Source organism: Stenotrophomonas sp. SMYL86, from assembly GCF_036320025.1.
Lineage (GTDB): Bacteria > Pseudomonadota > Gammaproteobacteria > Xanthomonadales > Xanthomonadaceae > Stenotrophomonas > Stenotrophomonas maltophilia_A.
Window position 1 is genome coordinate 104467 of record NZ_JAWIRU010000002.1, and the last position, 25693, is coordinate 130159.

At 65.7% G+C, this 25693-nt stretch carries 29 protein-coding genes and 1 pseudogene; 15 read left to right on the forward strand and 15 right to left on the reverse strand.

The features are described 5' to 3' along the window. Positions 1-72 precede the first annotated feature (72 nt). Positions 73-921 carry an endonuclease/exonuclease/phosphatase family protein gene (locus V3B64_RS03070; protein ID WP_329913597.1) on the reverse strand — a complete coding sequence of 283 codons (849 nt, stop codon included), beginning with the start codon at positions 919-921 and terminating at the stop codon, positions 73-75. A 163-nt stretch (positions 922-1084) separates the two neighbouring features. On the opposite strand from V3B64_RS03070, the gene V3B64_RS03075 reads away from it, so the two are divergent. Further along, complete coding sequence (locus V3B64_RS03075) at positions 1085-2650, forward strand: oligopeptide:H+ symporter (protein WP_032129657.1); 1566 nt, start codon at positions 1085-1087, stop codon at positions 2648-2650. Between the two features lie 7 nt (positions 2651-2657). Then, entirely contained in the window at positions 2658-3284 is a 627-nt protein-coding gene (locus V3B64_RS03080) for a rhomboid family intramembrane serine protease (protein ID WP_032129656.1), read from the forward strand. 43 nt (positions 3285-3327) lie between these two features. Here the strand turns inward: V3B64_RS03080 and V3B64_RS03085 are convergent, their stop codons facing one another. Next, the gene (locus V3B64_RS03085) at positions 3328-3489 is read right to left on the reverse strand and encodes a hypothetical protein (RefSeq protein WP_329913598.1); all 162 of its coding nucleotides are present in this window, start codon (positions 3487-3489) and stop codon (positions 3328-3330) included. Positions 3490-3698: 209 nt separating this feature from the next. Here V3B64_RS03085 and V3B64_RS03090 point away from each other — a divergent pair, with 209 nt between their 5' ends. From V3B64_RS03090 to cfa, 3 genes are read left to right on the forward strand one after another with little or no spacing between them, the layout of a single operon-like run. Beyond that, positions 3699-4001, forward strand: a complete 303-nt coding sequence (locus V3B64_RS03090) for a GNAT family N-acetyltransferase (RefSeq protein WP_006455911.1) — start codon at positions 3699-3701, stop codon at positions 3999-4001. 37 nt (positions 4002-4038) lie between these two features. Beyond that, the gene (locus V3B64_RS03095) at positions 4039-4920 is read left to right on the forward strand and encodes a DUF3298 domain-containing protein (RefSeq protein WP_329913599.1); all 882 of its coding nucleotides are present in this window, start codon (positions 4039-4041) and stop codon (positions 4918-4920) included. 19 nt (positions 4921-4939) lie between these two features. Next, complete coding sequence (gene cfa, locus V3B64_RS03100) at positions 4940-6055, forward strand: cyclopropane fatty acyl phospholipid synthase (protein WP_049421515.1); 1116 nt, start codon at positions 4940-4942, stop codon at positions 6053-6055. Between the two features lie 91 nt (positions 6056-6146). On the opposite strand, the gene V3B64_RS03105 is transcribed toward cfa, so the two are convergent. Further along, a complete protein-coding gene (locus tag V3B64_RS03105; RefSeq protein WP_329913600.1) occupies positions 6147-8315 on the reverse strand; it encodes a M3 family metallopeptidase in 2169 nt (722 codons plus the stop codon). Between the two features lie 130 nt (positions 8316-8445). On the opposite strand from V3B64_RS03105, the gene V3B64_RS03110 reads away from it, so the two are divergent. Then, positions 8446-8925, forward strand: a complete 480-nt coding sequence (locus V3B64_RS03110; protein WP_121505091.1) for a glutathione peroxidase — start codon at positions 8446-8448, stop codon at positions 8923-8925. Positions 8926-9004: 79 nt separating this feature from the next. Here the strand turns inward: V3B64_RS03110 and V3B64_RS03115 are convergent, their stop codons facing one another. The 5 genes from V3B64_RS03115 to V3B64_RS03135 all read right to left on the reverse strand — a co-directional run bounded on the left by V3B64_RS03115 (position 9005) and on the right by V3B64_RS03135 (position 14102). Beyond that, entirely contained in the window at positions 9005-9784 is a 780-nt protein-coding gene (locus V3B64_RS03115; protein ID WP_046984352.1) for a ferredoxin--NADP reductase, read from the reverse strand. A gap of 79 nt (positions 9785-9863) precedes the next feature. Continuing rightward, positions 9864-11735, reverse strand: a complete 1872-nt coding sequence (locus tag V3B64_RS03120; protein WP_285301831.1) for an ABC transporter ATP-binding protein — start codon at positions 11733-11735, stop codon at positions 9864-9866. Positions 11736-11831: 96 nt separating this feature from the next. Beyond that, the gene (locus V3B64_RS03125) at positions 11832-12653 is read right to left on the reverse strand and encodes a hypothetical protein (RefSeq protein ID WP_107433039.1); all 822 of its coding nucleotides are present in this window, start codon (positions 12651-12653) and stop codon (positions 11832-11834) included. A 66-nt stretch (positions 12654-12719) separates the two neighbouring features. Further along, on the reverse strand, positions 12720-13169 hold the full coding sequence (locus V3B64_RS03130; RefSeq protein ID WP_253143577.1) for a carboxymuconolactone decarboxylase family protein: 450 nt from the start codon (positions 13167-13169) through the stop codon (positions 12720-12722). 36 nt (positions 13170-13205) lie between these two features. Next, positions 13206-14102 carry an RNA polymerase sigma-70 factor gene (locus tag V3B64_RS03135; RefSeq protein ID WP_329913601.1) on the reverse strand — a complete coding sequence of 299 codons (897 nt, stop codon included), beginning with the start codon at positions 14100-14102 and terminating at the stop codon, positions 13206-13208. A gap of 147 nt (positions 14103-14249) precedes the next feature. On the opposite strand from V3B64_RS03135, the gene V3B64_RS03140 reads away from it, so the two are divergent. From V3B64_RS03140 to V3B64_RS03160, 5 genes and pseudogenes are all read left to right on the forward strand, one after another. Next, positions 14250-15767 carry a fumarate hydratase gene (locus V3B64_RS03140; RefSeq protein WP_006377486.1) on the forward strand — a complete coding sequence of 506 codons (1518 nt, stop codon included), beginning with the start codon at positions 14250-14252 and terminating at the stop codon, positions 15765-15767. Positions 15768-15889: 122 nt separating this feature from the next. Further along, on the forward strand, positions 15890-16225 hold the full coding sequence (locus V3B64_RS03145) for a hypothetical protein (RefSeq protein ID WP_329913602.1): 336 nt from the start codon (positions 15890-15892) through the stop codon (positions 16223-16225). A gap of 58 nt (positions 16226-16283) precedes the next feature. Then, positions 16284-16919, forward strand: a complete 636-nt coding sequence (locus tag V3B64_RS03150) for a glutathione S-transferase family protein (RefSeq protein ID WP_329913603.1) — start codon at positions 16284-16286, stop codon at positions 16917-16919. Positions 16920-17516: 597 nt separating this feature from the next. After that, positions 17517-17873 (forward strand): hypothetical protein, encoded by a 357-nt coding sequence (locus tag V3B64_RS03155; RefSeq protein WP_329913604.1) that lies wholly within the window; start codon positions 17517-17519, stop codon positions 17871-17873. Between the two features lie 46 nt (positions 17874-17919). Next, a pseudogene (locus V3B64_RS03160) lies at positions 17920-18177 on the forward strand (glutathione S-transferase); the annotation flags it as partial. Positions 18178-18273: 96 nt separating this feature from the next. On the opposite strand, the gene arsC reads toward V3B64_RS03160, so the two are convergent. From arsC to V3B64_RS03175, 3 genes are all read right to left on the reverse strand, one after another. Continuing rightward, positions 18274-18615 carry an arsenate reductase (glutaredoxin) gene (gene arsC, locus V3B64_RS03165; protein ID WP_329913605.1) on the reverse strand — a complete coding sequence of 114 codons (342 nt, stop codon included), beginning with the start codon at positions 18613-18615 and terminating at the stop codon, positions 18274-18276. Beyond that, complete coding sequence (locus V3B64_RS03170; protein WP_019337376.1) at positions 18615-19769, reverse strand: phospholipase A; 1155 nt, start codon at positions 19767-19769, stop codon at positions 18615-18617. Before V3B64_RS03170 ends, arsC begins: the two co-directional genes overlap by 1 nt. Before the next feature lie 119 nt (positions 19770-19888). Continuing rightward, entirely contained in the window at positions 19889-20374 is a 486-nt protein-coding gene (locus tag V3B64_RS03175; RefSeq protein WP_153855967.1) for a DUF456 domain-containing protein, read from the reverse strand. 236 nt (positions 20375-20610) lie between these two features. Between V3B64_RS03175 and V3B64_RS03180 the strand changes: the two genes are divergently transcribed. Further along, positions 20611-20820, forward strand: coding sequence for a cold-shock protein (locus V3B64_RS03180; protein ID WP_005410290.1), 210 nt, complete (start codon positions 20611-20613; stop codon positions 20818-20820). Between the two features lie 71 nt (positions 20821-20891). On the opposite strand, the gene V3B64_RS03185 is transcribed toward V3B64_RS03180, so the two are convergent. After that, a complete protein-coding gene (locus tag V3B64_RS03185; RefSeq protein ID WP_010486804.1) occupies positions 20892-21386 on the reverse strand; it encodes a glycine zipper 2TM domain-containing protein in 495 nt (164 codons plus the stop codon). Between the two features lie 136 nt (positions 21387-21522). Continuing rightward, positions 21523-21957, reverse strand: a complete 435-nt coding sequence (locus V3B64_RS03190) for a cytochrome c (protein WP_049398757.1) — start codon at positions 21955-21957, stop codon at positions 21523-21525. Between the two features lie 80 nt (positions 21958-22037). Between V3B64_RS03190 and V3B64_RS03195 the strand changes: the two genes are divergently transcribed. Beyond that, positions 22038-22865 (forward strand): tRNA threonylcarbamoyladenosine dehydratase, encoded by an 828-nt coding sequence (locus V3B64_RS03195; RefSeq protein WP_134952129.1) that lies wholly within the window; start codon positions 22038-22040, stop codon positions 22863-22865. 71 nt (positions 22866-22936) lie between these two features. Here the strand turns inward: V3B64_RS03195 and V3B64_RS03200 are convergent, their stop codons facing one another. Then, positions 22937-23716 carry a TatD family hydrolase gene (locus V3B64_RS03200; protein ID WP_329913606.1) on the reverse strand — a complete coding sequence of 260 codons (780 nt, stop codon included), beginning with the start codon at positions 23714-23716 and terminating at the stop codon, positions 22937-22939. Continuing rightward, the gene (locus tag V3B64_RS03205; protein ID WP_049398753.1) at positions 23713-23928 is read right to left on the reverse strand and encodes a DUF6116 family protein; all 216 of its coding nucleotides are present in this window, start codon (positions 23926-23928) and stop codon (positions 23713-23715) included. Before V3B64_RS03205 ends, V3B64_RS03200 begins: the two co-directional genes overlap by 4 nt. A 163-nt stretch (positions 23929-24091) precedes the next feature. Here V3B64_RS03205 and V3B64_RS03210 point away from each other — a divergent pair, with 163 nt between their 5' ends. Further along, the gene (locus V3B64_RS03210) at positions 24092-24937 is read left to right on the forward strand and encodes a glycine zipper 2TM domain-containing protein (protein WP_032129667.1); all 846 of its coding nucleotides are present in this window, start codon (positions 24092-24094) and stop codon (positions 24935-24937) included. Between the two features lie 126 nt (positions 24938-25063). Beyond that, entirely contained in the window at positions 25064-25606 is a 543-nt protein-coding gene (locus tag V3B64_RS03215) for a GNAT family N-acetyltransferase (RefSeq protein WP_049398752.1), read from the forward strand. Positions 25607-25693: the final 87 nt, after the last annotated feature.

Below are 25693 nucleotides of genomic sequence, written 5' to 3' on the forward strand. Positions count from 1 at the left end.
GCCTGGGGGCGGGCGCGCCCCGCGCCCGCATCCGGGCGGGCCCCCGCCCCCCCCCCCCCCCCCCGCCACTACCTATTCCGCGGGGGCCGTTTCGCCCTGTAGGCGCAGGGTGGCCATCACGCCCAGGCGCAGGCCGGGCAGGTCGCCGTCGGCCGGCAGCAGGATCGGCTGCTGGCGGATGCCGCCGAAGTGCTTGACCTGGAACAGCACATCCAGGCCGTGGCCGCTGCTGCCACCCCCACCGGCCGCCGGCGCTTCGGCGCGGCCGCCGGGATTGCGCCGGGCCGGCTGGAAACCCGGCGTGCTGCGCACCAGTTCCACCGTGTTGGCGGAGAAATCGCCAGCAATCAGGCTGGGCATGCCCTCGGCGGTGGCGCCGATCCAGGTCATCAGGTCGCTGGTCTGATGCTGGCGGGCGGTGGCCTCGTCCGGGTCCGGGCGCAGCCGTGCCACATAGATGTTGACCAGTGCCTCGCCCAGCTTCAGCCGCATCATGCCGGCGGCGCTGAAGGTGCCGGGTGGGTGCAGCAGGGTCACGCCATCCTCGCTGACCGGCAGCCGGGTCAGCATCGCGTTGCCATGCCGCAACGGCTGGCTGGGCGGATCGGCGGTAACGAAGTCGCAGCTGTAGCGCAGCCGGCTGGCCAGCCAGCAGGCCGGATTGCGGCCCTGCTGCTGCAGCACCTGCTGCACCGAGATCACGTCCGGCTGCAGGTCGGTCAGCAACTGTGCGACCTGCTCACGGCGCAACTTCCATTGCGCGTCATCGCGGCTGGGCAGTTCCAGCGCGGCCACGGTCAGTTGCCGGGGCTCGTTGTCACTGGCAGTGGCGGCCGTTGCCTGCGGCCGCGCCTGTGCCTGCAACGCCATCAGCAGCACCAGGCAACTGAGCAGGAGACGGGCGGGGGCGAGGGGGCGCATAACGATAAGTTTACGCTTTTGTCGTGCAGGTGCCGTGACTTCCGACACGGAGTGTCGCTGCCTGCCATGGATTGGCACCGTTGTCATGCAGCCCTGCAGCGTGCTTCGCAAGCCCTGCTTCCGGTAATCTTGCGCCTTTCGCTTTGCAGGATTGCCTTACAGGATGAGCCACGACGCAGTTGCCCCCATCGCCGGCCAGGGAAAGATGCCGCGCCAGATCCCGTACATCATCGGCAATGAGGCCTGCGAGCGGTTCAGTTTCTACGGGATGCGCAACATCCTGGTGCAGTTCCTGATCACCTCGCTGCTGCTGCAGGAAATCACTGCGGAAGGCCGTGCCGGTGAAGCCAAGGACATCATGCACAGCTTCATGATCGGCGTGTATTTCTTCCCGCTGCTCGGTGGCTGGCTGGCCGACAGGTTCTTCGGCAAGTACCACACCATCCTCTGGTTCAGCCTGGTCTACTGCGCCGGCCATCTGTGCCTGGCGCTGTTCGAGAACAGCCGCGAGGGCTTCTTCCTCGGACTGGGCCTGATCGCGCTCGGTGCCGGTGGCATCAAGCCGCTGGTGGCCTCGTTCATGGGCGACCAGTTCGACCAGAGCAACAAGCACCTGGCCAAGATCGTCTTCGACGCCTTCTACTGGATCATCAACTTCGGCTCGCTGTTCGCCTCGCTGCTGATCCCGCTGGTGCTGAAGAACTGGGGCCCGCAGTGGGCGTTCGGCATCCCGGGCATCCTGATGTTCATCGCCACCTTCGTGTTCTGGCTGGGCCGCAAGCGCTACGTGCTGGTGCCGCTGCCGCCGAAGGATCCGCATTCGTTCGCCAACGTGGTGCGTACCGCACTGACCACGCGCGTGGCCGGCCAGGGCCGTCCGGGCCTGGTGATCGCCGTGCTCGGCCTGGTGCTGGCAGTGGCCTCGTTCGGCCTGGTTGGCTCGCTGGGCATCGTGATCTGCCTGTGCCTGGCGCTGGTATCGATCCTGGCCGGTATCGGTGGTGGCACCTGGCTGCAGCTCGATCGCGCCCGTGGCCAGCATCCGGCCGAAGCCGTCGAAGGCGTGCGCTCGGTGCTGCGGGTGCTGGTGATCTTCGCGTTGACCACGCCGTTCTTCTCGCTGTTCGACCAGAAGGCCTCGACCTGGGTCCTGCAGGGCCAGCAGATGCAGATGCCGAGCTGGTTCACCGCCTCGCAGATGCAGGCACTGAACCCGCTGCTGGTGATGATCCTGATTCCGTTCAACAACCTGGTGCTGTACCCGGCCCTGCGCCGCTTCGGCTTCGAGCCGACCGCGCTGCGCCGCATGACCGCCGGCATCGCCTTCAGCGGCCTGGCCTGGATCGTGGTCGGCGGCATCCAGGTGGTGATGGACGGGGGCAACGCCATGTCGATCTTCTGGCAGATGCTGCCGTATGCGCTGCTGACCTTCGGAGAGGTGCTGGTCTCGGCCACCGGCCTGGAGTTCGCCTACAGCCAGGCGCCGCAGGCGATGAAGGGCGTGGTGATGAGCTTCTGGAACCTGACCACCACCATCGGCAACCTGTGGGTGCTGCTGTCCAACGCGGCGGTGCGCAACGATGCGGTGACCCACAAGATCGCCAGTACGGGCCTGAGTGAAGCGGCGTTCCTGATGTTCTTCTTCGCCGGTTTCGCCTTCGTTGCGGCGTTGGCCTTCGGTTGGTATGCGAAACGCTATCGTATGGTCGACAACTACCGTAGCGCCTGAGCCTGACATGACCCCCGTCAATCTGCTGTTGATCGCCATCACCGCCATCCTGTCGTGGATGGCGTTCAACAACCGCAAGCTGGCCGACCGCCTGATCCTGTGGCCGCCAGCCGTCGACCGTCACCGCCAGTACGACCGGCTGGTGACCTATGGCTTCATCCACGCCGACTGGTCGCACCTGATCTTCAACATGATCACCCTGTTCTTCTTCGGGGGATTCATCGAGAGCGTGATGGTGCAGCTGACCGGCAGCTACCTGACCTACCCGGCGTTCTACATCGGTGCGCTGCTGGTCTCGATCCTGCCCAGCTACCTGAAGAACCAGAAGAACCCGAACTATCTCAGCCTGGGTGCGTCCGGTGCGGTGTCGGCGGTGCTGTTTGCCTTCATCCTGATCAAGCCGTGGTCGATCATCCTGGTGTTCTTCATCCCGGCGCCGGCCATCGTCTACGCCGCGTTCTACGTCGGCTACAGCATCTGGATGGACAAGCGCGGCGGTGACCGCATCAACCACAGCGCGCACCTGGCAGGCGCGGCGTTCGGCGTGATCTTCATGCTGGCCATGCAGCCGAGCATCTTCACTCACTTCCTGCGCGAACTCTCCAACCCGACCTTCCGCCTCGGCGGCGGTTGATGACGGGAGCGGGGCGGATCGGCAGCGATCCGCCCCCGCTGTTTCAGAGCGTGGGCTGCTGACCGTAGGTATCCAGCAGGCGGGCGAACACTTCTTCGCCGATGCGCTGGAAATCCCGGTCCTGGGTCTGCCCCTCCACGGCCAGTTGCAGCAGGCCCTCCAGCAGGGCGCGGTCGGTATCTGAATGGGAATCGTTGGGGTGCATCGGAGCCTCCGCGGTGGTGCGCATGATCAACGGTCGCAAGGGCCGTGCCAGCCTGGCCGTACCCCTCCACAGGCGATAGCGGCCGCCAGCGCTCCAGCTTGAGGGTCGCAAACTGACGTGAATGGAACGGACTTGCCCCTGTTCAGGCTTCACGCGATCATGGCGCCCGGCTGCGCACCATCCACGCAGTCGCCGCAGGAGACAGTTCCATGGCTTCGGTCACGCCCCCCGGTCTGGCCTACGAGGTCGAACACGACCTGGCCAACCATCGCTTCACCGCCCGTGTGCGCGGACAGCTGGCGGTGCTGGACTACCAGATCAAACGCAGGCGCATGGTCATCACGCATACCGAGGTGCCCGAGCCGATTGCCGGCCGAGGCATCGCCGGTGAGCTGACCCGTGTGGCGCTGCGTTTTGCCCGTGAGCAGAAGTACAAGGTGGTGCCGGCGTGTTCCTACGCCGAGGCCTTCCTGCAGCGGCATGAGGAGTACCACGACCTGCTCGTTGGCTGAATGCCAGCGGGCCACGCTTCAGCCATGGCAGGCGATGATGTACAAACATGAACAGGGGATCCCGATGAAGATTGGAAACAACCGGCCATTGCACGGCAGCGTGCTGGCCGGCGTGGTGGGCGTGCTGTTGCTGGCCGGTTGCCAGCGTGAAAGCGAGCCGGCAGCGGCGACCGACGCGGCGCCCGCCGCCGAAGCCACCGCCGCAGGCGAAACGCCGGTCACGGAAGCGCCGCTGGACCTGCGCGACGTGATCGAGAACAACGAACGCGAAGTGGTGGGTATCAGCTACCCGGCCGGCATCGACCGCTACCCGGGCCTGGCCCGCGCGCTGCAGAGCTATGCGACGAGTGCGCGCAGTGACCTGCAACAGGCGCTGGACGGGCTGGGCAATGACAAGCCGACCATGCCGTACGAGCTGTCGCTGAGCTTCGAGAAGCTGCTGGAAACCCCGCAGCTGGTGGTGGTCAGTGCCGATGGCAGCCGCTACACCGGTGGCGCCCATGGCGAACCGCTGGTGGCCCGATTCGTGTGGCTGCCGCAGCATCAGCAGATGCTCAGCGCCGAAAAGCTGGTGGCCGATGCCAAGGGCTGGAAGGCGATCAGCGATTTCGTCGCTGACCAGCTGCGTGAACGCGTGGCCACCCGCCTCAGCGGTGAGGACATGGATCCGGCCCAGCTGCAGGAATCGCTGCGCAACGCATCGCGCATGATTGCCGACGGCACCGGCCCGCAGGCCGACAATTTCAGCCAGTTCCAGCCGCTGACCGACGACAAGGGGCAGATCACCGCGCTGCGCTTTGTTTTCCCGCCGTACCAGGTGGGTCCATACTCGGACGGCACCCAGACCGCCGATGTACCGGCGGCGGTGCTGTTGCCGCACGTGGCCAAGGACTACGTGGAGCTGTTCGCACGCGGTTGACCGCAGTCGAGGAGGTGGCGTGGATACAGGGTTGCAGGAGCGGGTCGCCGGCCTGCTGCAGGAAGCCGGGGTCCGCATCGGCGGTACCCAGCCACAGGATATCCAGGTGCATGACCCGCGCTTCTTCGCGCGGGTCATGGCGCACGGCTCGCTTGGCCTCGGCGAGAGCTACATGGACGGTTGGTGGGATGCCAACGTCCTGGATGAATTCCTTGTCCACCTGATGCAGGCGCACCTGGACGAACGGGTGCACGGTTGGCGCGAAGTGGCCGATGCACTGAAGGCGCGCCTGTTCAACCTGCAGGTGGGACAGGGCAGCTACGAGGTGGGCCGCCGCCACTACGACCTCGGCAATGATCTCTACCAGGCCATGCTGGGCCAGCGCCTGGTCTATAGCTGTGGCTACTGGCGCAATGCCGGCGATCTCGACGCCGCGCAGGAAGCCAAGCTTGACCTGGTCTGCCGCAAGCTGGGCCTGCGCCCGGGGCAGCGTGTGCTGGACATCGGCTGTGGCTGGGGCGAAGCCCTGAAGTTCGCCGCCGAGCGCTACGGTGTCAGTGGCGTCGGCGTGACCATTTCGCAGGAGCAGGCCGAGTTCGCCCGCGAACTGTGCGCCGGCCTGCCGATCGAGATCCGCCTGCAGGACTACCGCGAACTGCACGAGCCGTTCGATGCGATCTTCTCGATCGGCATGTTCGAGCACGTCGGCGACAAGAACTACGCCAGCTTCTTCGAGGTGGCCAGGCGTTGCCTGTCACCGCGCGGCCTGCTGCTGCTGCACAGCATCGGCACCAACATCTCGCGGCATCGTACCGACCCGTGGATCGCACGCTACATCTTTCCCAACTCGATGCTGCCATCGGCGGTGCAGATCACCAAGGCGTTCGAGGGCCGCTTCGTGCTGGAGGACTGGCACAACTTCGGCACCGATTACGATCTGACCCTGCAGGCCTGGCGACGCAACGTGGAAGCAGCGTGGCCGCGGCTGGATGCACGTTATGACGAGCACTTCCGGCGCATGTGGCGCTTCTACCTGGCCGGGTCGATGGCCACCTTCCGTTGCCGGCACGCGCAGCTGTGGCAGCTGGTGCTGTCGCCGGAAGGCGTGCCGGGTGGGTACGTGGCGCCACGTTGACAGCCAGTAGATCCACGCCATGCGTGGATGCCCCAACAAAAAACCGCCCGGTCTCCCGGGCGGTTTTCGTTTCAGGCTACCGCGCGGGCGATCAGTTGCCGGCGCCGGTCAGGCCACGCTTTTCCAGCAGCGGTTCGATCTGCGGCTCGTGGCCGGCGAAATCGCGGAACAGCTGCATGGCATCCACGCTGCCGCCCTTGGACAGCAGGGTGGCGCGGAAGTGGTCGCCGTTCTTGCGGCTCAGGCCGCCGTTGTCCTTGAACCACTTCTGGGTGTTGGCGTCGAGCACTTCCGACCAGATGTAGGCGTAGTAGCCGGCCGAGTAGCCGCCCATGATGTGACTGAAGTACGGGGTCTTGTAGCGGGGCGGGACCGGCGCGTAGTAGATGCCGTCCTTCTCCAGCGCGGCGCGCTCGAAGGCCATCACGTCCTTGGCGGTCGGCACCTGGTCGGCGCCGATCTGGTGCCAGCGCTGATCAAGCATGGCCGCACCCAGGTACTCGGTGGTGGCGAAGCCCTGGTTGAACTTGGCAGCGGCCAGCACCTTGTCCAGCAGTGCCTGCGGCATCGCCGAACCATTCTGGTAGTGCTTGGCGTAGTTCTTCAGGATGACCGGATTATCCGACCACATTTCGTTGACCTGCGAGGGGAACTCGACGAAGTCACGCGGCACCGAAGTGCCCGAGAAGTACGGGTACTTCACGTTGGAGAACATGCCGTGCAGGGCGTGGCCGAACTCGTGGAAGGTGGTGTTCACCTCATCCCAGGTCAGCAGGGTTGGCTGGCCGGCCGGCGGCTTCGGGATGTTCAGGTGGTTGGCGACCACCGGCTTGAAGCCGGTCAGCTTGGACTGCGAGACGTAGGAGTTCATCCACGCACCGCCGCGCTTGGAGGCGCGTGCATACGGGTCGAAGATGAAGATCGCCAGCTGGCTGCCGTCAGCGTCGAACACGTCGTAGACGGTGACGTCATCGTGGTAGACCGGCAGGTCGGTGCGCTGCTTGAAGGTCAGGCCGAATTCCTGGCCGGCGGCGTAGAACACGCCGTTCTCCAGCACGTTCTTCATCTCGAAGTACGGCTTCAGCTGCGACTCGTCGAAGTTGTACTTGGCCTGGCGCACCTTCTCGCTGTAGAAGGCCCAGTCCCACGGTTCCAGCTGGAAGGTCGGCTTGCGCGCGGCCTTCTGTTCCTTGTCGATCATCGCCTGCAGATCGGCGGCTTCGCGCTTGGCGTTGGCCACGGCGGCCGGAGCCAGCTTGCCCAGCATTGCGTTGACCGCTTCCGGGGTATTGGCGGTCTGGTTGGTCAGGTTGTAGGCGGCGAAGTTCGGGAAGCCCATCAGCTTGGCCTTGTCGGCACGCAGCTGCATGATGCGCGAGACCAGCGCGGTGTTGTCGAACTCACCGCCGCGGCTGCCGCGGGTGGTCGAGGCTTCGTAGATCTTCTGGCGCAGGGCGCGGTTGGCCAGGTTGGTCAGCGGCGGCTGGCCGGTGGTGTTGAGCAGGGTGATCACGTACTTGCCTTCCAGGCCACGGGCCTTGGCGGCTTCGGCGGCGGCAGCGATCTGCTCCTTGGACAGGCCGTCCAGCTCCTTGACGTCGTCGACGGTGATCGCCGAAGCGTTCACTTCCGACTGCACGTTCTGGCTGAACTTGGTGCCCAGGTTGGCCAGCTCGGCGTTCATCGCCTTCAGCGTGGCCTTGTCAGCCTCGGACAGCTTGGCGCCGGCGCGCACGTAGTTGTCGTAGTACTTCTCGACCAGGCGCACGCCTTCGGCGTCCAGGCCCAGCTGGCTGCGGGTGTCGTACAGCGCCTGGATGCGGGCGAACAGCTTGCCGTTCAGCGCGATCGCATCGCTGTGCGCGGCGAACTTCGCCGAGTAGTCGGCCTGCAGCTTCTTGCGGGTGTCGTTGGTATCGGCGCCTACCAGGCTGAAGAACACGGTGGTCGCACGGTCGAGGATGTCACCGCTCTTTTCCAGGGCGATGATGGTGTTGTCGAAGGTCGGCTTGGCCTTGTTGTTGGCGATCGCCTCCACTTCCTTCAGCTGCTGCGCCATGCCGGCGTCGAAGGCCGGGGCGAAGTCGCTGTCCTTGATCTTGTCGAACTGCGGGAAATGCAGCGGCAGCGGGCTTTCGGCGAAGAACGGATTGGCCTGCTGGGCATGGGTGCTGGCAGCCGGGGTGGCGGCGCCGGCCGAGAAGGCGGGCAGGGCAAGGCCGAGGGACATGGCCACGGCAAGGGCAAGGCGAGTGGTCAAGGTAGGAACTCCGGTAAGGCAAACAAGGGCCCGAGGGTAACCCGGCCGGCGGCGCCCGCACTTGTGTCAAAAGGCATGTTGCCGGGGCTGGGCGCGGGTACCATGCATTCACCGCCCACGGCCCGCTGCCATGACCACTGCCTACGATTTCAGCTTCCGCGACCTCGACGGCCAGCCGCAGGCCCTGGCCCGGTACCAGGGGCACCCGTTGCTGCTGGTCAATGTCGCCAGCCGCTGTGGCTTCACCCCGCAGTACACCGGGCTGGAACAGCTGTGGCAGCAGTATCGCGACCGTGGCCTGGTGGTGATCGGGTTCCCATGCAACCAGTTCGGTGCACAGGAACCGGGCGACGCCGCGCAGATCCGCCAGTTCTGTTCGCTGGACTACCCGGTCAGCTTCCCGCTGTCGGAGAAGATCGAGGTCAACGGCGAGGGGGCTGATCCGTTGTGGGCATGGCTGTCACGCGAGAAGCGCGGCCTGCTGGGTAGCGCCCGCATCAAGTGGAATTTCAGCAAGTTCCTGGTCGACCGCCAGGGGCAGGTGGTGTCGCGGCATGCGCCCACCACCAGGCCGGAGCAGCTGCGCGGCGAGATCGAAGCGCTGCTGTGAGATGAACCCAAAAAGGGGACGGAGGGGATTAAGTCGTTTGTGCACAAACGACTTAATCCCCTCCGTCCCCTTTTTTTGTTTATTTCTCGACGAAGGCGCGTTCGAACACGTAGTGGCCCGGCTGGCCGATACGCGGCGAGACCTGGAAGCCACGGGCATCGAGCACGCTGCGCAGGTCGGCCAGCATCTGCGGGCTGCCGCAGATCATCGCGCGGTCGTTCTCCGGGCTCAGCTCGGGCAGGCCGAGGGTGCGCTGCATCTCGCCGCTTTCCATCAGCTGGGTCAGGCGGCCCTGGTTGGCGAACGGCTCGCGGGTGACGGCCGGGTAGTACAGCAGCTTGTCACCGATCATCTCGCCCAGGAATTCGTGCTCACGCAGTTCCTTCTCGAAGTAATCGCGGTAGGCCAGGTCCTTCTCGTAGCGCACGCCGTGGCAGAGGATCACCTTCTCGAAGCGCTCGTAGGTTTCCGGGTCCTTGATGACCGACAGCCACGGCGCCATGCCGGTGCCGGTGCCCAGCAGGTACAGGTTCTTGCCGGGGTGCAGATCGCTGATCAGCAGGGTGCCGGTGGGCTTCTTGCCGACCAGCACCTTGTCACCCGGCTTGATGTGCTGCAGGCGCGAGGTCAGCGGGCCGTCCTGCACCTTGATGCTGAAGAACTCCAGATGCTCTTCCCAGTTGGCGCTGGCGATGGAATACGCGCGCAGCAGCGGCCGCGCCTCGGTTTCCAGGCCGATCATCACGAACTGGCCGTTCTCGAAGCGGAAACCGCTGTCGCGGGTGAGGGTGAAGCTGAAGTAGGCATCGGTCCAATGACGGACCTCAAGCACCGTTTCGGCGCCAAAAGCGGAGGACATGGGCGTATCTATCGGAAGTCGTCGGGGTGATTCTATCTCAAATGAGACAGGTTCTCATTAGGCGGAACGAGAGGCGTTCTCAGCGGTAGCCGGCGGCCTGCAGCTCGAACAGTTCGGCGTAGCGGCCGCCCTGGGCCATCAGCTCTTCATGGGTGCCGCTGGCCTCGATCCGGCCATCGGCCAGCACCAGGATGCGATCGGCCATGCGTACCGAGGAAAAACGGTGGGAAATCAGCACTGCGGTGCGATTATCCGCCAGTTCCCTGAACCGCTGGAACACCTCGAACTCACTTCGCGCATCCAGCGCCGCCGTTGGCTCATCCAGGATCATCACCTGCGCATTGCGCATCCATGCACGGGCGATGGCGATCTTCTGCCATTGGCCACCGGACAGGTCCACGCCCTGCTTGAAGCGGCGGCCGATCAGCTGGTCGTAGCCGCCGGGCAGGTCGTCGATCACTTCCTCGGCCATGCCGCGCCGTGCGGCGTCGGCGATGCGTGCCTGATCGTCCATCGCCTCGACCTGGCCAACGCCGATGTTCTCGCCGGCGCTGAGGTTGTAGCGCACGAAGTCCTGGAAGATCACCCCGAGGTTGGCGCGCAGGTCGTCCAGGTCGTAGTCGCGCAGGTCGCGGCCATCGAGCAGGATGCGGCCCTCGTCCGGTTCGTACAGCCGCGCCAGCAGCTTCACCAGCGTGGTCTTGCCGGCGCCGTTCTCACCGACCAGCGCCAGTACTTCGCCGGCCTGCAGCTGGAAATCAAGGTGGCGCACCGCCCATTGCTCGGCATCCGGGTAGCGGAAGCCGACGTTCTCGAACACGAAGCCCTGGCGGATCGGCTGCGGCACGCGCACTGCACCTTCGCGCGAGTGGATTTCCGGCTGGATCTGGAAGAACGAGAACAGGTCATCCAGGTACAGCGCCTGGCTGGCCACCTGCGAGAACCCGATCAACAGGCCCTCCAGCAGCTGGCGCAGGCGCAGGAAGCTGCCGGCGAGGAAGGTCAGGTCGCCGATCGAAAAGTCGCCGCGCACCGTGCGCCAGGCGATGTAGGCGTAGGCGGTGTAGTAGCCCAGCGTGCCCAGTGCGGCCAGCAGCGTGCCCCAGAACGCGCGGCGCCGGGCCAGTGCCCGGTTGGCCTGGAAGAGTGCTACAGACAACCTGCGATAGCGCTCCACCAGGAAGCGGTGCAGGTTGTAGATCTTCACTTCCTTGGCCGTTTCCACGCTGGCACCGAGCTGGCGCAGGTAGTCGAGCTGGCGGCGCTCCGGCGTCCACTGGAAGTTGAGGCTGTAGCCGGCCGCGTTGAAGTGCGATTCGCCGATGAAGGCCGGCACCAGTGCCAGCGCCAGCAGGAGGATCAGCCACGGCGCGTAGACCAGCAGGCCGATGGCGAGGCTGGCCACGGTGATCGCGTCCTGTACCTGGCCGAACAACTGGCTCATCAGGTTCATCCGGCCCATGGTCTGGCGTCGCGCACGGTCCAGCTTGTCCTGCAGGTCCGGGTCCTCGAAGTCCTCCAGATCCAGCGTTGCCGCGTGTTCCATCAACCGGATGCTGGTGACGTTGGCGAACAGTTCCGAGAGCAGGGCATCGGCGTAGCTGACCAGCCGGCCGAGCAGATCCGAGGCGATGGCCAGGCCGAATTCCAGCGCCAGCAGGCCCAGCAGCGGATTCAGTATGCCGCTGGACAGTGCTTCGCCCAGCGGCGGGAAGCCAGCGTCGTGCTGGCTCAGGTGCAGGGCGCTGTCGATGATCAGCTTGCCGACGTAGAGCATCGCCACCGGCAGCAGCGCACGGATCAGGCGCAGGCCAAGGCTGGCCAGGGTGAGCGCGGGGCTGGTCTTCCAGACCATGCGCAGGAACGGTGGCAGGTTGCGCATCGCCCTGAAGCGCTGGCGCAGGCTGGGTTTCTTCGCGGCGGCAGCGCCAGCGGTGGGGGTAGCAGGCATGTGCGTATTGTGCGCGCCCTGCGCGTGGCGGAGGCATGAACGGGGCGCATGCCTGCCATGCGCCGGCAGGGCAGCGCGTCGGCGCCGCCTGCGCGCTCAGTCCAGCGCAGCCAGCAGCGCAGGATGGTGAGCGAACCAGAAGCGCAGGGCCCCGCTGTCGATGCCGTAGGCGCCTTTCCAGAAATCGACGGGATAGCTCCAGTCCGAAGAGCGCGACGTGCGCGGTGCCAGGCCGACCCGGGTGAAGCGTTGCGCCAGGCCGGGATGCTCGGGGGTCTGCAGCAGCCCGGCATGGCCCAGGGCATCCAGCAGGTGACGCGCCTGCTCGACGGACAGTTTCAGGCCCGGCAGCGCGCGCACGCGTTTGACGATGGTCGACGGGGTGTCCTTGGCGTCGCTCTCGTGGTGCAGCAGCCGCAGCAGTGCCACCAGTGTGCTCATGTCGCCGGGCGCCCGTCTTGGCGTCAGATTGTGTTGTTCCAACAGGAAGGTGATGGCGTTTACGCTTCCGCCGAGCACGACCCCGATGTTGTGGCGGACGCGCGCCCAGCTGGTCGGGTCGAATCTGCCTTCGCGGACCTGGCCGCAGACCGCACAGGCGAGGCTGGGGTGTGGCTGCTCCTGATGCCTGGGGAAGTGCACCATGAACGCATACGCCGACAGCCCGGCGCGCAGGTCGCTGCGGTTCTCCTGCACGCCGAGGATGAAGTTGTCTGCCACATGCTGGCGGTCGGCGCGGGCATAGGCGGCGAACATCCGCACCTGGAGGGCCTCATGGCCCGGATGTTCGACGGGCCACAACAGTCCATGCCGTTCAAGCGTCGACAGGAGTTCGGGCGGCGCGGTGTCCCGCTCCCGGTACTGGGTCAGCGCCTTCAGCGCCTCCTTGCTGGGCGTGTCGGGGGCTTCGTCGGCCATGACGTTCGGATGCTTCCTGCGGGGCAGGTACAGTGCCCGGCGGTCCAGGCACTGTCAACGAAGCGCTCAGGGCAGCGGCGGCAGCAGCCCGGCGCCCAGCCGGTTCCAGGCATTGATCACCGCGATGCCCATGCTCAGGTCGCTGATGCCCTTCTCATCAAAGTGCGGTGCCAGTGCATCGAACGCCGCCTGCGACGGCGCGGCGTCGGTCAGCCGGGTCAGCGCTTCGGCCCAGCCCAGCGCCGCACGCTCGCGGGCATCGAAGAAACGGCTTTCGTGCCAGGCGGGCAGGGTATCGAGCTTGCGCGGCTCGATGCCGCCCTTGCGCAGCGTGGTGGCATGCATGTCCATGCAATAGCCGCAGCCGTTGAGCTGCGACACGCGCAGGAACACCAGTTCCATCAGGGTCGGATCAATCGAGCTGTCATGCACCGCCTGGCTGGTGGCCAGCAGGCCCTTGAAGGCTTCGGCGGCCAGGCGGGTGTAAGGGACGCGGGGAGAGGCGTGGTCGGACATTTTCGGCTCCACGGCGGCCACGATGGCCGCCTTTCATTACAAGGACGCCGTGCCGTCCCTGTTCGTGACAACGTCCGGCAGCTTTTCCGGATTCAACACGCTGTACACGTTGGCGATGCGGCCATCGACCACTTCGATGGTGGTGATCGAGTGCAGGCGATCGCCTTGGAAGCGCAGGATCGCCGGCTCGCCGTTGACATAGCCCAACTGCGCCGGGTGCACCGCGCCGCGGCGCGCGATGGCCCAGAACAGGCGGCCGATGCGTTCGGCGCCCAGCAGCGGGCGCACCGCTGCGGTGACCACGCCGCCACCGTCGGAGACCAGCAGCGCGTTGGCGTGCAGCAGGGCCTGGATCGCTTCGCTGTCGCCGCGCTGGGAAGCGTCCATGAAGCGCGTGAGCAGTTGCCGGTGCTGGCTGGCGTCGGCGTTGAAGCGCGGCCGCCCGGCCTGCAGGCGCTGCCGGGCACGGTGCACCAGCTGCCTGCAGTTGGCCTCGCTGTGGCCGATCAGCTCGGCGATCTCGCGGTAATCGTGATCAAAGGCCTCCTTCAACAGGAACGCGGCGCGCTCCTCGGGGCCCAGCTGTTCAAGCAGGGTCAGGAAGGCGACCGAGACGTCGTCGGCCAGCGCGTGCAGCTGCGCCGGGCCGGGCGCCGGGTCGGGCTCCAGGGTGACCGCCAGTGGCTCGGCCAGCCACGGGCCGACGTAATGCACGCGCTCGCGCTTGGCTGCGCGCAGCCGGTCCAGGCCGAGCCGGGTGGTGGTGGTGACCAGCCAGGCTTCGGGGTCGCGGACGGCCGCCGGGTCGGCGCCGGACCATCGCAACCAGGCATCCTGGACCACGTCTTCGGCGTCGGCGCGACTGCCGAGCAGGCGGTAGGCCAGCGCCATCAGGCGCGGACGGTGGGTCTGGAAAGCGGTTTCAGCGTTCATGTGGGCAAGGACGCCGCAGTGGCGCGTGGCGTGACAGAGGGTGTGCGTGGATAGTGCAGGCCAGCGGCCGGCACTACCACCCTGCGGCCGGGGGAGGGGGTAAAATGGGGGGATTACCCCCGCCAGCCTCCAGCAAGCGAGCAAGTCGTGACATCGATCAAGCAGGAAGACCTCATCCAGTCCATCGCCGACGCGCTGCAGTACATCTCGTACTACCACCCGGTCGACTACATCAAGAACCTTGCCGCCGCCTACGAGCGCGAGGAGTCGCCGGCCGCGAAGGAAGCGATGGCGCAGATCCTGATCAATTCGCGCATGTGCGCCGAAGGCCACCGTCCGATCTGCCAGGACACCGGCATCGTCACCGTGTTCCTGGAAATCGGCATGGACGTGCGTTGGGACGACGCCACCATGGGCGTGGAAGACATGGCCAATGAAGGCGTGCGCCGCGCCTACATGCACCCGGACAACAAGCTGCGCGCTTCGGTGCTGGCTGATCCGGCCGGCAAGCGCATCAACACCAAGGACAACACCCCGGGCGTGGTCAACGTCAAGGTGGTGCCGGGCAACACCGTCGACGTCATCGTCGCCGCCAAGGGTGGTGGTTCGGAAGCCAAGACCAAGTTCGCCATGCTCAACCCGTCCGATTCCATCGTCGACTGGGTGCTGAAGACCGTGCCGACCATGGGCGCCGGCTGGTGCCCGCCGGGCATGCTCGGCATCGGCATCGGCGGCACCGCCGAGAAGGCGATGCTGCTGGCCAAGGAAGCGCTGATGGAGCCGATCGACATCACCGAGCTGCAGGCCCGTGGTGCGTCCAACCGCATCGAAGAGCTGCGCCTGGAGCTGTACGAGAAGGTCAACGCACTGGGCATTGGCGCGCAGGGCCTGGGCGGCCTGACCACCGTGCTCGACATCAAGATCAACGATTACCCGACCCACGCGGCCAACCTGCCGGTGGCGATGATCCCGAACTGCGCTGCCACCCGCCATGCGCACTTCACCCTGGATGGCAGCGGCCCGGTGATGCTGGACCCGCCGTCGCTGGAGGACTGGCCGAAGCTGACCTACGATTCGTCCAAGGGCACCCGCGTGGACCTGGACACGATCACGCCGGAAGATGTGGCCAGCTGGAAGCCGGGCCAGACCCTGCTGCTGAACGGCAAGCTGCTGACCGGCCGCGACGCCGCGCACAAGCGCATGGTCGACATGCTCAACAAGGGCGAGGAACTGCCGGTCGATCTGAAGGGCCGCTTCATCTACTACGTCGGCCCGGTCGATCCGGTGCGCGACGAAGTGGTGGGCCCGGCCGGTCCGACCACCGCGACGCGCATGGACAAGTTCACCCGCCAGGTGCTGGAGCAGACCGGCCTGCTGGGCATGGTCGGCAAGGCCGAGCGCGGCCCGGCGGCCATCGAGGCGATCCGTGACAACAAGTCGGCCTACCTGATGGCGGTCGGCGGTTCGGCCTACCTGGTGTCCAAGGCGATCAAGGCGGCCAAGGTCGTCGGCTTCGCTGACCTGGGCATGGAAGCGATCTACGAGTTCACCGTGCAGGACATGCCGGTGACCGTGGCAGTGGATTCCACCGGTGAATCGGTGCACAAGACCGGCCCGCGTGAGTGGCAGGCCCGCATCGGCAAGATTCCGGTGGTGGTGGAGTAATCCTGCCGCGCATCCGGTTCAAGCAACGGCGCCCGTATGGCGCCGTTGTTGTGTGGTGAGGGTTAACGAACCTGCAGCATCTGCTCTGCTAGGCTCGGCGCGACCTCACACAGGACGTGTTCATGGGCCTGCATCGATTCATCGCCGTTGCGATCCTGCTGGCCCTGGCTGGCTGCAGCACAACCTCATCCTACGAAGGTGCGGATTTCTCCGCCTCCTCGCAGTGCCGCATGCAGTGCCAGGCCGACTATCGCAGCTGCATGGCGCGGGGCAGTATCGGCAGCAACGACTTCAGCTGCGAACAACAGATGGTGCCGGCGCCGGATAAGCGCTGCAAGGACGTTGCCAACCCCGAGCTGCGCCGTTCCTGTGAACTGAAGACGCACGACTGCGCGATACGCACGCCGATCATGTCCTGTAGCGAAGGCCGCGATACCTGCATGAGCCGCTGCGGCTGAGCAGTGACCGCCCGTGTGGGCGCATAATCGGCCGATCCACCTGCACGGGATCTTCCGCATGAGCACCACGCTGTATGGTTCAACCAGTACCGCCGCGCTGGTAGTGCACTGGCTGCTGATCGAGCTGGGTATCGAGCACGAACTGGTGCTGCTGGATTTCGACGCGCGCGAGCACAAGTCGGCGGAGTACCTGGCGCTGAATCCGGCCGGCGTTGTGCCGACGCTGCTGATCGATGGCTTGGTACTGACCGAAGCGGCGGCGATCGCACTGTATCTGGCTGACCGCCATCCGGAAGCCAACCTGCTGCCGGCACTGGGTACGCCGCAGCGCGCCGATGCCTACCGCTGGATGTTCTGGTGTGCCAATACGCTGCAGCCGGCCTATCGGGCCTGGTTCTATCCGTACGAAATGGCGGGCGAGGCAAACGTGGAGGCCACCCGCGAGATGGCACGGCAGCGTCTGGAAGCTGCCTGGCAGCATGTGGCCACGCACCTGCAGGCGCACGGACCGTACCTGCTGGGTGCCACGCCCTGCGTGGTCGACTACATGCTGGTGATGCTGATGCGCTGGTCGCGCAACATGCCGAAGCCCAGCGACACCTGGCCGGTGCTGAAGGCGCATGCCACAGCAATGAAGGCACGCCCGGCGTTCGCTGAGGTATACCGCCGCGAGGGCATCACCGACTGGCGGTAACCGACAGCGTCGTGGTGGCGTGGCCGACCAAGTAGAGTCGACTGCTCTTCGATCAGCCCGCGAATATCCCGCGGCGCGCGCGACAGTCGACTCCACCAGCCGTGCAATTCCCGGCCGCGGGTCCATGTGTCAGTTCCGGTATTACAGCAGATGCAGGATGATCCACCGCGGGCGGCACAGGCATGGCCTTCCGAGTACGCATGATAAGCGTCTGGCCCAGTCGGTACATTTTGGCCGTAGCCGAGCTGCAGAGGATCCTTGGAGTGCTGTGGCTTTGTACATCCATTCCGCCTTGGTTGGCCTACCGAGAAAACTGACCCGCACTTGCAGCAAGACAGTGCGGCGCAGCGGATATCAGGCTTGGGGTCGGATGTGCGGGCAGTGTCGTAATTGCACCGTCGACGTGAGTAGGGGGCGCGTTTTCAAGACCCAGACATGGACCGCGAACTTCGGCTGGACTACAGCTCTCCCACGGTATTGATCCGAACCTTGTGCGTGGCACGCGGTAGAGCTGGATCGGGCTGATGCGCAGCATTAATCTCATTTGGCTTGCCTCCTGCTATTGAAGGCGGACGCGGTTTGAAAGAAGGTGACGCGATGAGTGGATTTTATGTGCCTATTCGGGTGGATGTTGACAATGGGGATACTGATGAGAGCTACTTCTCATTGGGCTTTGTGTTTGGTCACACTGCTGCTGTGGTTCCGCACAACATCGGGCTGTGCCGTGACGAATTGGAGGGTGATCCAGGTTCCATCTATATAGAGGCGGATGACCAGGTCCATGGTTTCACAACCAAGGCGGCGAAGTATTCAATTGATGCTGGTGTTTTGACAATAACGCTTCTGGATGAAAATTTTTTCTACTGGGATGAATCAAAAGTGGTCAATATAAAAATAAGTTCAGAAGACGCTGGTGCGATAGAGGGATGCATGTCGAATATCTTCAGCATTTGAAGCGCATGCCATTTTTTAGGTGGATTTCGGCCTTTTGATGTTCTTGTCGGGTCGCATCTCTGCCTGCGGGCGCCAGTGCCTAGAGACCGCATGGCAGTGGAGGGCTGCACACCTGCAGGGGCAGGGGCCGTATGTGCTGAGCGAGGCGCCCTGCGTGGTCGACTACATGCTGATGCGCAGGTCGCGCAACATGCCGAGGCCCAGCGACACCTGGCCGGTGCTGAAGGCACATGCCACGTCGATGAAGGCGCGCCCGGCGTTCGCCGAGGTATACCGCCGCGAGGGCATCACCGACTGGCGGTAACCCGTTCTGTAGAGCCGAGCCATGCTCGGCTGCATTCATGGGTAGCACGCGAACCGCAGCCGAGCATGGCTCGGCTCTACCAAAAGTAGGGCGGGCTTAGAGGATCTCCAGCACCGTTTCCGGTGGACGGCACAGCCGGGTGCCCTTGGGCGTGCGCACCACGGGGCGGTTGATCAGCCGCGGGTGTTCGGCCATCGCGGCCAGCAGCGTGGCATCGTCGGCCTCTTCCAGTCCCAGTTCGGCGAACTGCGCTTCCTTGCTTCGCACCAGATCACGTGCGCTCAATCCGGATTCGGCCAGCACCTGGCGCAGCGTGGCCACGTCCGGTGGAGTGCCCAGGTACTCGATCACCATAGGATCGAAGCCTGCATCGCGGATCAGCTTCAATGCGCCGCGCGAATTGCTGCAGGCCGGGTTGTGCCAGATCGTCACGTCCATCAGAACCACTCCAGCAGGGACACACCCACGCCCACGTAGGTGGCCTTGTGGTTGTAGTCGATCAGGCTCTCGCCGTAGCCGTCGAAGATCTGCACGTGGCCGCGCAGCAGGTTGCTGATCGGGAAGCCGTAATCCAGCTGCAGGGCACCGTGTGAGCGGCTGCCGGTGCGCAGCGAATGGCGTGCCATCAACGAGACTTCGTGGCCGTTGCGGTTCCAGGTCAGGGTCGCATCACCGCGGCCCATGTAGTCCTCGATGTCCGGATTGTTGTCGTCGCTGCGGGTTTCCGGGATGCGGTACCACGGGCGCAGTACCAGCGCCCAGTTCTCGCGGTCCAGGCCGATGTTGAGCATCACCCGGTTCCAGCTGCGCGACAGCGGATCGGCGCGGCCATTGGACTGATGGTTCAGCGCGATGCCGGTCATGCGGCCGCGCCAGCCACCGATCGAGTAGCCGTTGCGGAACACCATCATCACTTCCGGCTCGTAATTGGTTTCGCGGAACGGGCGCGAATCCTCGCCGTTGTAGGCCTGCCAGCGCGAGCTCTGGGTGTAGCCGGCCCAGATGTCGCCATTGTCGCCGAACAGGTTCTCGGCGATCTTGGTCTTGAAGCTGATCTGGAACTTCAGTTCGGCGCTGTCCAGCACCTGCGGCGTGGTGACCGTGTTGGCCGGATTCGGCGAATGCGGTGTGGTGTTGCGGTCGCTGGTCCAGAACGCAGGCAGCAGGTACACCGGCTTGTACGCACGCAGCTGGAACGGGCCCAGCTTGGAGTCTTCGGCCAGCTCCCAGCGGCTGTCCAACAGCGAACCGCGGCCGGCATTGGCCAGCGCGCTGTCCGGCGCAGCGGGGCGGAACAGGTCGCTGACCCGCTCGCGCAGTTTCTCTTCGCCCTGGCTCACGCGTGCGGTCTGGCGTTCTTCGCGACGGGCCTGCGCGGCCGCCTCGGCAGCGGCATCGGCGGCGGCCGTGGCCTGCGGCGTATGCGCGAACAGGCGGTCATAGCAGGCCAGGCGCGCCGCGTCAGTGGTGATGGCCGCGCAAGCGGCCGGCGAGGTATCGGTGCTGGGCACGAATTCCTGCGCGGCCAGCGGGGCACTGGCCAGGGCCAGCGCCAGCGGCGCAAGGCGGGGAAGCAGCGGGGGGAGGGTCATTCCAGCAGGCCCTTCGGTGAATACGGGGATCGCACAGTGTGGCGGCTGTACCGGATCGCGGCCAGCCCCCACGGTTTATGCACGGCCACCGCGTGCGCGTGGCGTGAAGGCTGCGCCAGTCACAGGAACCAGGCGAAGGCGAACAGGCCCAGCATCGCGATCACCACCGCCAGCTTCAACGCCAGACCGAGCAGGATGCCGAGCCAGGTGGCCAGGCCGACCTTGGTCGAGCGGCCCAGTTCGCGGGTGTGCCAGTACTCGCCGAGCAGGGCACCGACCAGCGGTCCCGCAAACAGGCCGATCGGCATGAAGAACAGGCCGACGATGCTGCCGACGAAGGTGCCCCAGAGTGCCTTGCGGCTGGCGCCGACCCGCTGCGCACCTACCACCGTGGCCAGCACGTCCACCAGCAGCGAGAGCAGGGTCAGCACACCCAGCGCGACCAGGGTTGGCCAGCCGACATGGGCGAAGCCGTCGGCCCAGGCCGCCAGCAGCAGCCCGATGAACACCAGCGGGATGCCGGGCAGGGCCGGGAGGATGATTCCGGCGATGCCGACGAGGACAAAAATGACCGCTAGCAGATATAAGATGAATGAGAGTCCCATGCTGTCCCGTATGGTGGTCGTTTTGGGGTTGACAGTGAAAGATTTTGCCAGTTGCTTTTTCGTTTTGGGCGGGTTAAGTTGCAGTCGCTGAGCTTGGCAAGGTCACCGTGGATCGTGGCCTGATGAAGCAAGATCTTCCCGATCCGCTGCATCGATGCACCTCGCTTCCCCCTTGCTTGTCAGCCGCCCACCAGGCGTTTCCTACAACAAGAGAGAGTCACCAGGGAGTTAGTGAGATGTCTGATCGCGAGACCGGTACCGTCAAGTGGTTCAACGATGCAAAGGGCTTCGGCTTCATCAGCCGTGAAAACGGCGAAGACGTGTTCGTGCACTTCCGTGCCATCCAGACCCAGGGCTTCAAGAGCCTGAAGGAAGGCCAGAAGGTCACCTTCACCGTCGTGCAGGGCCAGAAGGGCCTGCAGGCCGACGCCGTTCAGCCGACCTGATCGCGCTGCATACCGTCAAATGAAAAGGCCCGCGCAAGCGGGCCTTTTCTTTGCCATCGGCCCGACGCAGGTCAGCGCAGGATGACCTTGCCGTTGACCACGCGCACGTAGGTGTTCTCGCGGATGCCGCCGAGGTCGCGCTGGTTGACCACGATGGTGCGGCCATCGTCCATGCGCACGCTGATGTCGTAGGTATCGCTGGTCACGTTCTTCTGGATCTGGTTGCCGGCCAGTGCGCCACCGACCGCGCCTGCGGCGGCGGCGATGTTCTTGTTGCCACGGCTGCCGCCGGTGTGGTCGGAGATCTCGTGGCCGGCCACGGCGCCGACGATGCCGCCCAGGATCGCGCCGGTCGCGCTGGGCGCGGTACGGCCGGACTGCACGGTGTTGATGCGGGTCACGATGCCGCAGTCGGCGCAGCGGCCCTGGTTGTAGCCACCATTGTTGCCGTAGCCGCCATTGTTGTAGCCGTTGTTGTAACCACCACCGCCGTAGCCGGGCGAGGTGGCACAGCCAGCCAGGGCAAGGGTAGCGATGGCGCTGGCGGCGATGAGCTGGATCTTCATGGGGCGTCTCCTGGCCGTGAAGGCGGGTGTCTGGGGTGGTACTGCGTCATGCAGCAGGGTGGACGAATCGTCCCCTTTTGAACGTGAACAAGGCGCCAACCGCGCAGGCCTTGTCCGGCTGCAGGATGAATGCGGCTCAGCGGAAGTCCTGGTGGCAGGCGCGGCAGTCGGCCTGCACCGTTTCCACCACCCGGGCCAGGGCCGTGCAGTCGCTGGGCGGCGCAGCCAGAGCGGCGTTGAGGTTGCCGCGCAGCTGGCTGGCATGTTGCTGGAACTGCGCGCTGTCCTTCAGCCCGGGAAAGGCCAGGTCCAGGTCGTTGGACAGCAGGCGCATCGCCTGCAACCGCGGCACGCTGTCGGCCAGGCTGCAGCGGTTCTGCTGCTGGGCCTGCTGCAGCAGCTGTGATTGCCGTTGCATCACCTGCATCAGGCTGTCCGGGAACGGATCGCGGCGGGCCTGCAGGGCGCGGCCGACCATCACCGTGGCGATCAGGCCGATCAACAGGCCCAGGCCGAGCACGAACAGATAGCGGTAGGCGGTGGACGGGCGGCGGGGCGGGCTGGCGTTCATGGCGGGCTCTCCGGACGTGCAACGGTGGGTTCGATGCCGACGTACTGCGGGTGCCGGCGCCTGCACGTTAAAATAGCGGGATGAATGAACAGGTCAAACAACGCTTCGCCGGCATCGAACGGCTGTATGGCGTGGGCGCACTCGAGCGCCTGCAGGGCAGCCGCGTGGCGGTGGTGGGCATGGGTGGCGTTGGCTCGTGGGTGGTGGAGGCATTGGCCCGTTCGGCGGTCGGTCACCTGACCCTGATCGATGCCGATGACATCTGCGTGTCCAACACCAACCGGCAACTGCCGGCGATGGAAGGCAACTACGGCCGCAACAAAGCCGAGGCGATGGCCGAACGCTGCCGCGCGATCAACCCGGACATCGCGGTCGATGCCGTACAGGCGTTCCTGACGGTGTCGAACATGGCCGAACTGCTGGACCGTGGCTTTGATCTGGTGATCGATGCCTGCGACAGCTTCCGGGTCAAGGTCGAGACGATTGCCTGGTGCCGCCGCCGCAAGCTGCCGCTGCTGACCGTGGGTGCCGCCGGTGGCCGCACCGATCCCACCCTGGTGCGCATCCGCGATGTCTCGCGCACCGAGCACGACGCCATGCTGGCGTTGATCCGCAAGAAGCTGCGCAGCGAGTTCAACTTTCCGAAGAATGCCAAGCGCTACTTCGGCGTGCCGGCGGTGTATTCGCTGGAGAATGTGAAGTACCCGCAGGCCGATGGCAGCGTCTGTGGCATCCGCCCGAACCTGGGCGCTGATGCGGCATTGAAGCTGGACTGCGGCGCGGGCCTGGGTGCGGCGACCCACATCACCGGTGCGTTCGCGTTCGCGGCGGTCGGCAAGGCGCTTGAAATGCTGCTGGAGCCGAAGAAGGTGAAGGCCGAAGTGGTCGAGGATCACGCTGACGCGTGATGGCAGTGCCGGCCGCTGGCCGGCAACCCGGAATGATTGAATCAGCGCAGATGCCGGCCAGCGGCCGGCACCTACCGTTGCATAGCGGGCAGCGAGAACAGCCGCCGCGCGTTCTCCGTCGTGGCCTGGGCCACCGCGTCCAGCTCCATCCCGCGTAGCGCCGCCACGTGGCGGGCGATGATCGCCAGCCGTGCCGGTTCGTTGCGCTGGCCGCGGATGCCGGCGTCAGGCTGGTCCGGAGCGTCGGTCTCCAGCAGCAGCTGTTCCAGCGGCATCTCGCGCACCAGCCGCTGCAGGCGTTGCGCGCGTTCGTAGGTCAACGGGCCGCCGAGCCCGAGCAGGAAGCCCTGCCTGTGCAGTTGCGCTGCCTGTTCTGGACTGCCGGAAAAGCTGTGCACCACGCCGCGCAGGCCGCCGACGCGACGGATCGCGGCGATCACCGCATCCACCGCGCGCCGTGCATGCACGATCACCGGCAGCTCGAACTCACGGGCCAGTTCCAGCTGACCGATGAAATATGCCTGTTGCGCCTCGGCATCCAGGCCTTCAACGAAAAAGTCCAGACCACATTCGCCGATCGCGCAGGGGCGTTCGCGTTCGATCCACTCGCGCAGCAGCGGCAGGTGTCCAGGCTGGTGCTCGGCCAGGAACATCGGATGCAGGCCGTAGGCTGGGTACAGCCCCGGCGCCTGCTGGCAGACCTCGCGCAGCTTCGGCCAGCTGGCTGCGGTCACCGCCGGCACCACCTGCTGGTGCACGCCAGCGGCCTGCGCACGCTCGACCACCGCGGCGCGGTCGCGGTCGAACTCGCTGGCGTCCAGATGGCAGTGGCTGTCGACCAGCAGGCTCAATGCTGCTCCAGCGGCGGAGGCGTGGTGGTGTTGCGGCGCTTCCAGTTGGCCAGCAGCAGGGTGCCGAAGCCGAGCACCAGCTCATCGACGAACGGAATCGGGTCCGGGATGAACAGGGTAAGCGCGAACAGGCCCGCGGTGAGCTTGAACAGGGTGGGGTAGCGCAGCCGGCGCGCCCATTGCAGTACCGGCAGCAGCATCGGGTTGGCCATGGCGGGGGTCCTCTTGGGGAATATGCAAACGCTACCACGGGCCCAGCATTTCCCGATGCTGAATGGGTTACGGGAATGAGCAGGAAATGTGGAGATTCCGTTCAGGCAGCGCATGCTGCAATCTGATTCGAGAACGTTGCGGATGGTCCGCAAGGAGCAGGTCATGAAAAGCACAACTACAACTGTCCTGGTCGCAGCGGGCGCGCTGCTGGTCGGTGGCATCGCCACTGCCGCCTTCATGAAGAGTGGTGACAAATCGCCCGATTCCATCAGCGCCGGAACCCCCAATGGTGAATCGCGCCTGGTCGATGGCAACGCCACCGACGATGGCGCGCGTGGTGACACTCTCGACCCGACCGCACCGCGTGGGCTGGAATATGCCGATGTGCTGAAGGTCGACCCGATCACCGAGAAGCAGAAGGCCTACGCCACCGTGATCGGCACCGACGCGGTGCGTGAGACCTCCACCACCCAGACCCCGCATGAAGTCTGCCAGGACGTGACGGTGCAGGAGCGCCTGCCGGAACGTGACGGCAACGTCGGCGGCACCGTGGTCGGTGCTGTGGTGGGTGGCCTGCTGGGCAACCAGGTCGGCGGCGGCAATGGCAAGAAGGCCGCCACTGCGGCCGGCGCGGTGGCCGGTGGCTTCATCGGCAACCAGATCGACAAGCGCCATGTGGGTGGCCGCGTGGTCAACCGCACCGAGCGCCAGTGCCACACCGAGACCGCGACCTCCGAGTCGAGCCGCGTCACCGGCTACAACGTGACCTACCGCAACGAGGACGGCACCACCGGCACCATGCGCATGGCCAGCAAGCCGGGCAACCGCATTGCCATGGGTACCAACGACGTGGTGAAGGGGTACAACGTGACCTACCGCTATGACGGCGCCGAGAAGACGGTGCGCATGGACAACAAGCCGGCCAGCGATCGCCTGCCGGTGGTCGACGGCCAGCTGGTCACGCAGACCGCTGCTGCCGGTGCCACGGCGGCCAGCACGCGCCAGTAATCCAGACGCAGCATGCAGTACCTGACGGGCCGGCTTATGCCGGCCCGTTTCGTTGCAGCCGGCGAAATTCATCCGCGCGGGGCGTGAATCCACCATCATGGACGCTTCCTTCGACATGGAGCCGGCATGAGCATCTTCGACCTGCGCATCGAAACCGAGCGCCTGATCCTGCGCCCGCTGCTGCGCGAGGACTACGAACCGTATCTGGCGTTCTGCGCCGATGAGGAAACGATGCGCACCCTCGGTGGCGTGCAGCCGCCTTCGGTGGCCTGGCGTGGCTTCTGCAGCCTGGCTGGCGCTTGGCAGCTGTTTGGCTTCTCGATGTTCAGCGTGATCGAGAAATCCAGCGGTGACTGGATCGGGCGGATGGGGCCCTGGCAACCGCAGGACTGGCCCGGTACCGAGGTCGGCTGGGGCATCCGTCATGCCAGCTGGGGCCGGGGCTATGCGCCGGAAGCGGCGGTCGCAGCAATCGATTGGGCGTTCGACATGCTGGGCTGGGACGAAGTGATCCACACCATTGCCGAAAACAACGACAACTCGCGGGCGGTCGCGCGCAAGCTCGGCAGCACGCTGCTGCGGATGGGGGAACTGCCGCCGCCGTACAACGACAAGCCGATGCAGATCTGGGGCCAGTCGCGCGAGCAGTGGCGGCAGCGCGCGCGCTGAGCCTTGCCCGGTAGTGCCGGGGGCGGGGGGGGGGGCCCCCGGGGGGGGGGGGGGGGCGGGGGGGGGGGCGCGGGGGGGCCCACACGC

Excerpts from the sequence above, each read along its gene's own strand:
- V3B64_RS03215 (WP_049398752.1), top strand. The coding sequence starts at position 25,064 with ATGAGCATCTTCGACCTGCGCATCGAAACCGAGCGCCTGATCCTGCGC.
- V3B64_RS03170 (WP_019337376.1), bottom strand. The coding sequence starts at position 19,769 with ATGACCCTCCCCCCGCTGCTTCCCCGCCTTGCGCCGCTGGCGCTGGCC.
- V3B64_RS03185 (WP_010486804.1), bottom strand. The coding sequence starts at position 21,386 with ATGAAGATCCAGCTCATCGCCGCCAGCGCCATCGCTACCCTTGCCCTG.
- V3B64_RS03075 (WP_032129657.1), top strand. The coding sequence starts at position 1,085 with ATGAGCCACGACGCAGTTGCCCCCATCGCCGGCCAGGGAAAGATGCCG.
- V3B64_RS03175 (WP_153855967.1), bottom strand. The coding sequence starts at position 20,374 with ATGGGACTCTCATTCATCTTATATCTGCTAGCGGTCATTTTTGTCCTC.
- V3B64_RS03110 (WP_121505091.1), top strand. The coding sequence starts at position 8,446 with ATGACCACTGCCTACGATTTCAGCTTCCGCGACCTCGACGGCCAGCCG.
- arsC (WP_329913605.1), bottom strand. The coding sequence starts at position 18,615 with ATGGACGTGACGATCTGGCACAACCCGGCCTGCAGCAATTCGCGCGGC.
- V3B64_RS03080 (WP_032129656.1), top strand. The coding sequence starts at position 2,658 with ATGACCCCCGTCAATCTGCTGTTGATCGCCATCACCGCCATCCTGTCG.
- V3B64_RS03095 (WP_329913599.1), top strand. The coding sequence starts at position 4,039 with ATGTACAAACATGAACAGGGGATCCCGATGAAGATTGGAAACAACCGG.
- V3B64_RS03085 (WP_329913598.1), bottom strand. The coding sequence starts at position 3,489 with ATGCACCCCAACGATTCCCATTCAGATACCGACCGCGCCCTGCTGGAG.
- V3B64_RS03125 (WP_107433039.1), bottom strand. The coding sequence starts at position 12,653 with ATGGCCGACGAAGCCCCCGACACGCCCAGCAAGGAGGCGCTGAAGGCG.
- V3B64_RS03135 (WP_329913601.1), bottom strand. The coding sequence starts at position 14,102 with ATGAACGCTGAAACCGCTTTCCAGACCCACCGTCCGCGCCTGATGGCG.
- V3B64_RS03090 (WP_006455911.1), top strand. The coding sequence starts at position 3,699 with ATGGCTTCGGTCACGCCCCCCGGTCTGGCCTACGAGGTCGAACACGAC.
- V3B64_RS03130 (WP_253143577.1), bottom strand. The coding sequence starts at position 13,169 with ATGTCCGACCACGCCTCTCCCCGCGTCCCTTACACCCGCCTGGCCGCC.
- V3B64_RS03150 (WP_329913603.1), top strand. The coding sequence starts at position 16,284 with ATGAGCACCACGCTGTATGGTTCAACCAGTACCGCCGCGCTGGTAGTG.
- V3B64_RS03115 (WP_046984352.1), bottom strand. The coding sequence starts at position 9,784 with ATGTCCTCCGCTTTTGGCGCCGAAACGGTGCTTGAGGTCCGTCATTGG.
- V3B64_RS03210 (WP_032129667.1), top strand. The coding sequence starts at position 24,092 with ATGAAAAGCACAACTACAACTGTCCTGGTCGCAGCGGGCGCGCTGCTG.
- V3B64_RS03190 (WP_049398757.1), bottom strand. The coding sequence starts at position 21,957 with ATGAACGCCAGCCCGCCCCGCCGCCCGTCCACCGCCTACCGCTATCTG.
- V3B64_RS03195 (WP_134952129.1), top strand. The coding sequence starts at position 22,038 with ATGAATGAACAGGTCAAACAACGCTTCGCCGGCATCGAACGGCTGTAT.
- V3B64_RS03120 (WP_285301831.1), bottom strand. The coding sequence starts at position 11,735 with ATGCCTGCTACCCCCACCGCTGGCGCTGCCGCCGCGAAGAAACCCAGC.
- V3B64_RS03155 (WP_329913604.1), top strand. The coding sequence starts at position 17,517 with ATGAGTGGATTTTATGTGCCTATTCGGGTGGATGTTGACAATGGGGAT.
- V3B64_RS03180 (WP_005410290.1), top strand. The coding sequence starts at position 20,611 with ATGTCTGATCGCGAGACCGGTACCGTCAAGTGGTTCAACGATGCAAAG.
- V3B64_RS03145 (WP_329913602.1), top strand. The coding sequence starts at position 15,890 with ATGGGCCTGCATCGATTCATCGCCGTTGCGATCCTGCTGGCCCTGGCT.
- V3B64_RS03070 (WP_329913597.1), bottom strand. The coding sequence starts at position 921 with ATGCGCCCCCTCGCCCCCGCCCGTCTCCTGCTCAGTTGCCTGGTGCTG.
- V3B64_RS03205 (WP_049398753.1), bottom strand. The coding sequence starts at position 23,928 with ATGGCCAACCCGATGCTGCTGCCGGTACTGCAATGGGCGCGCCGGCTG.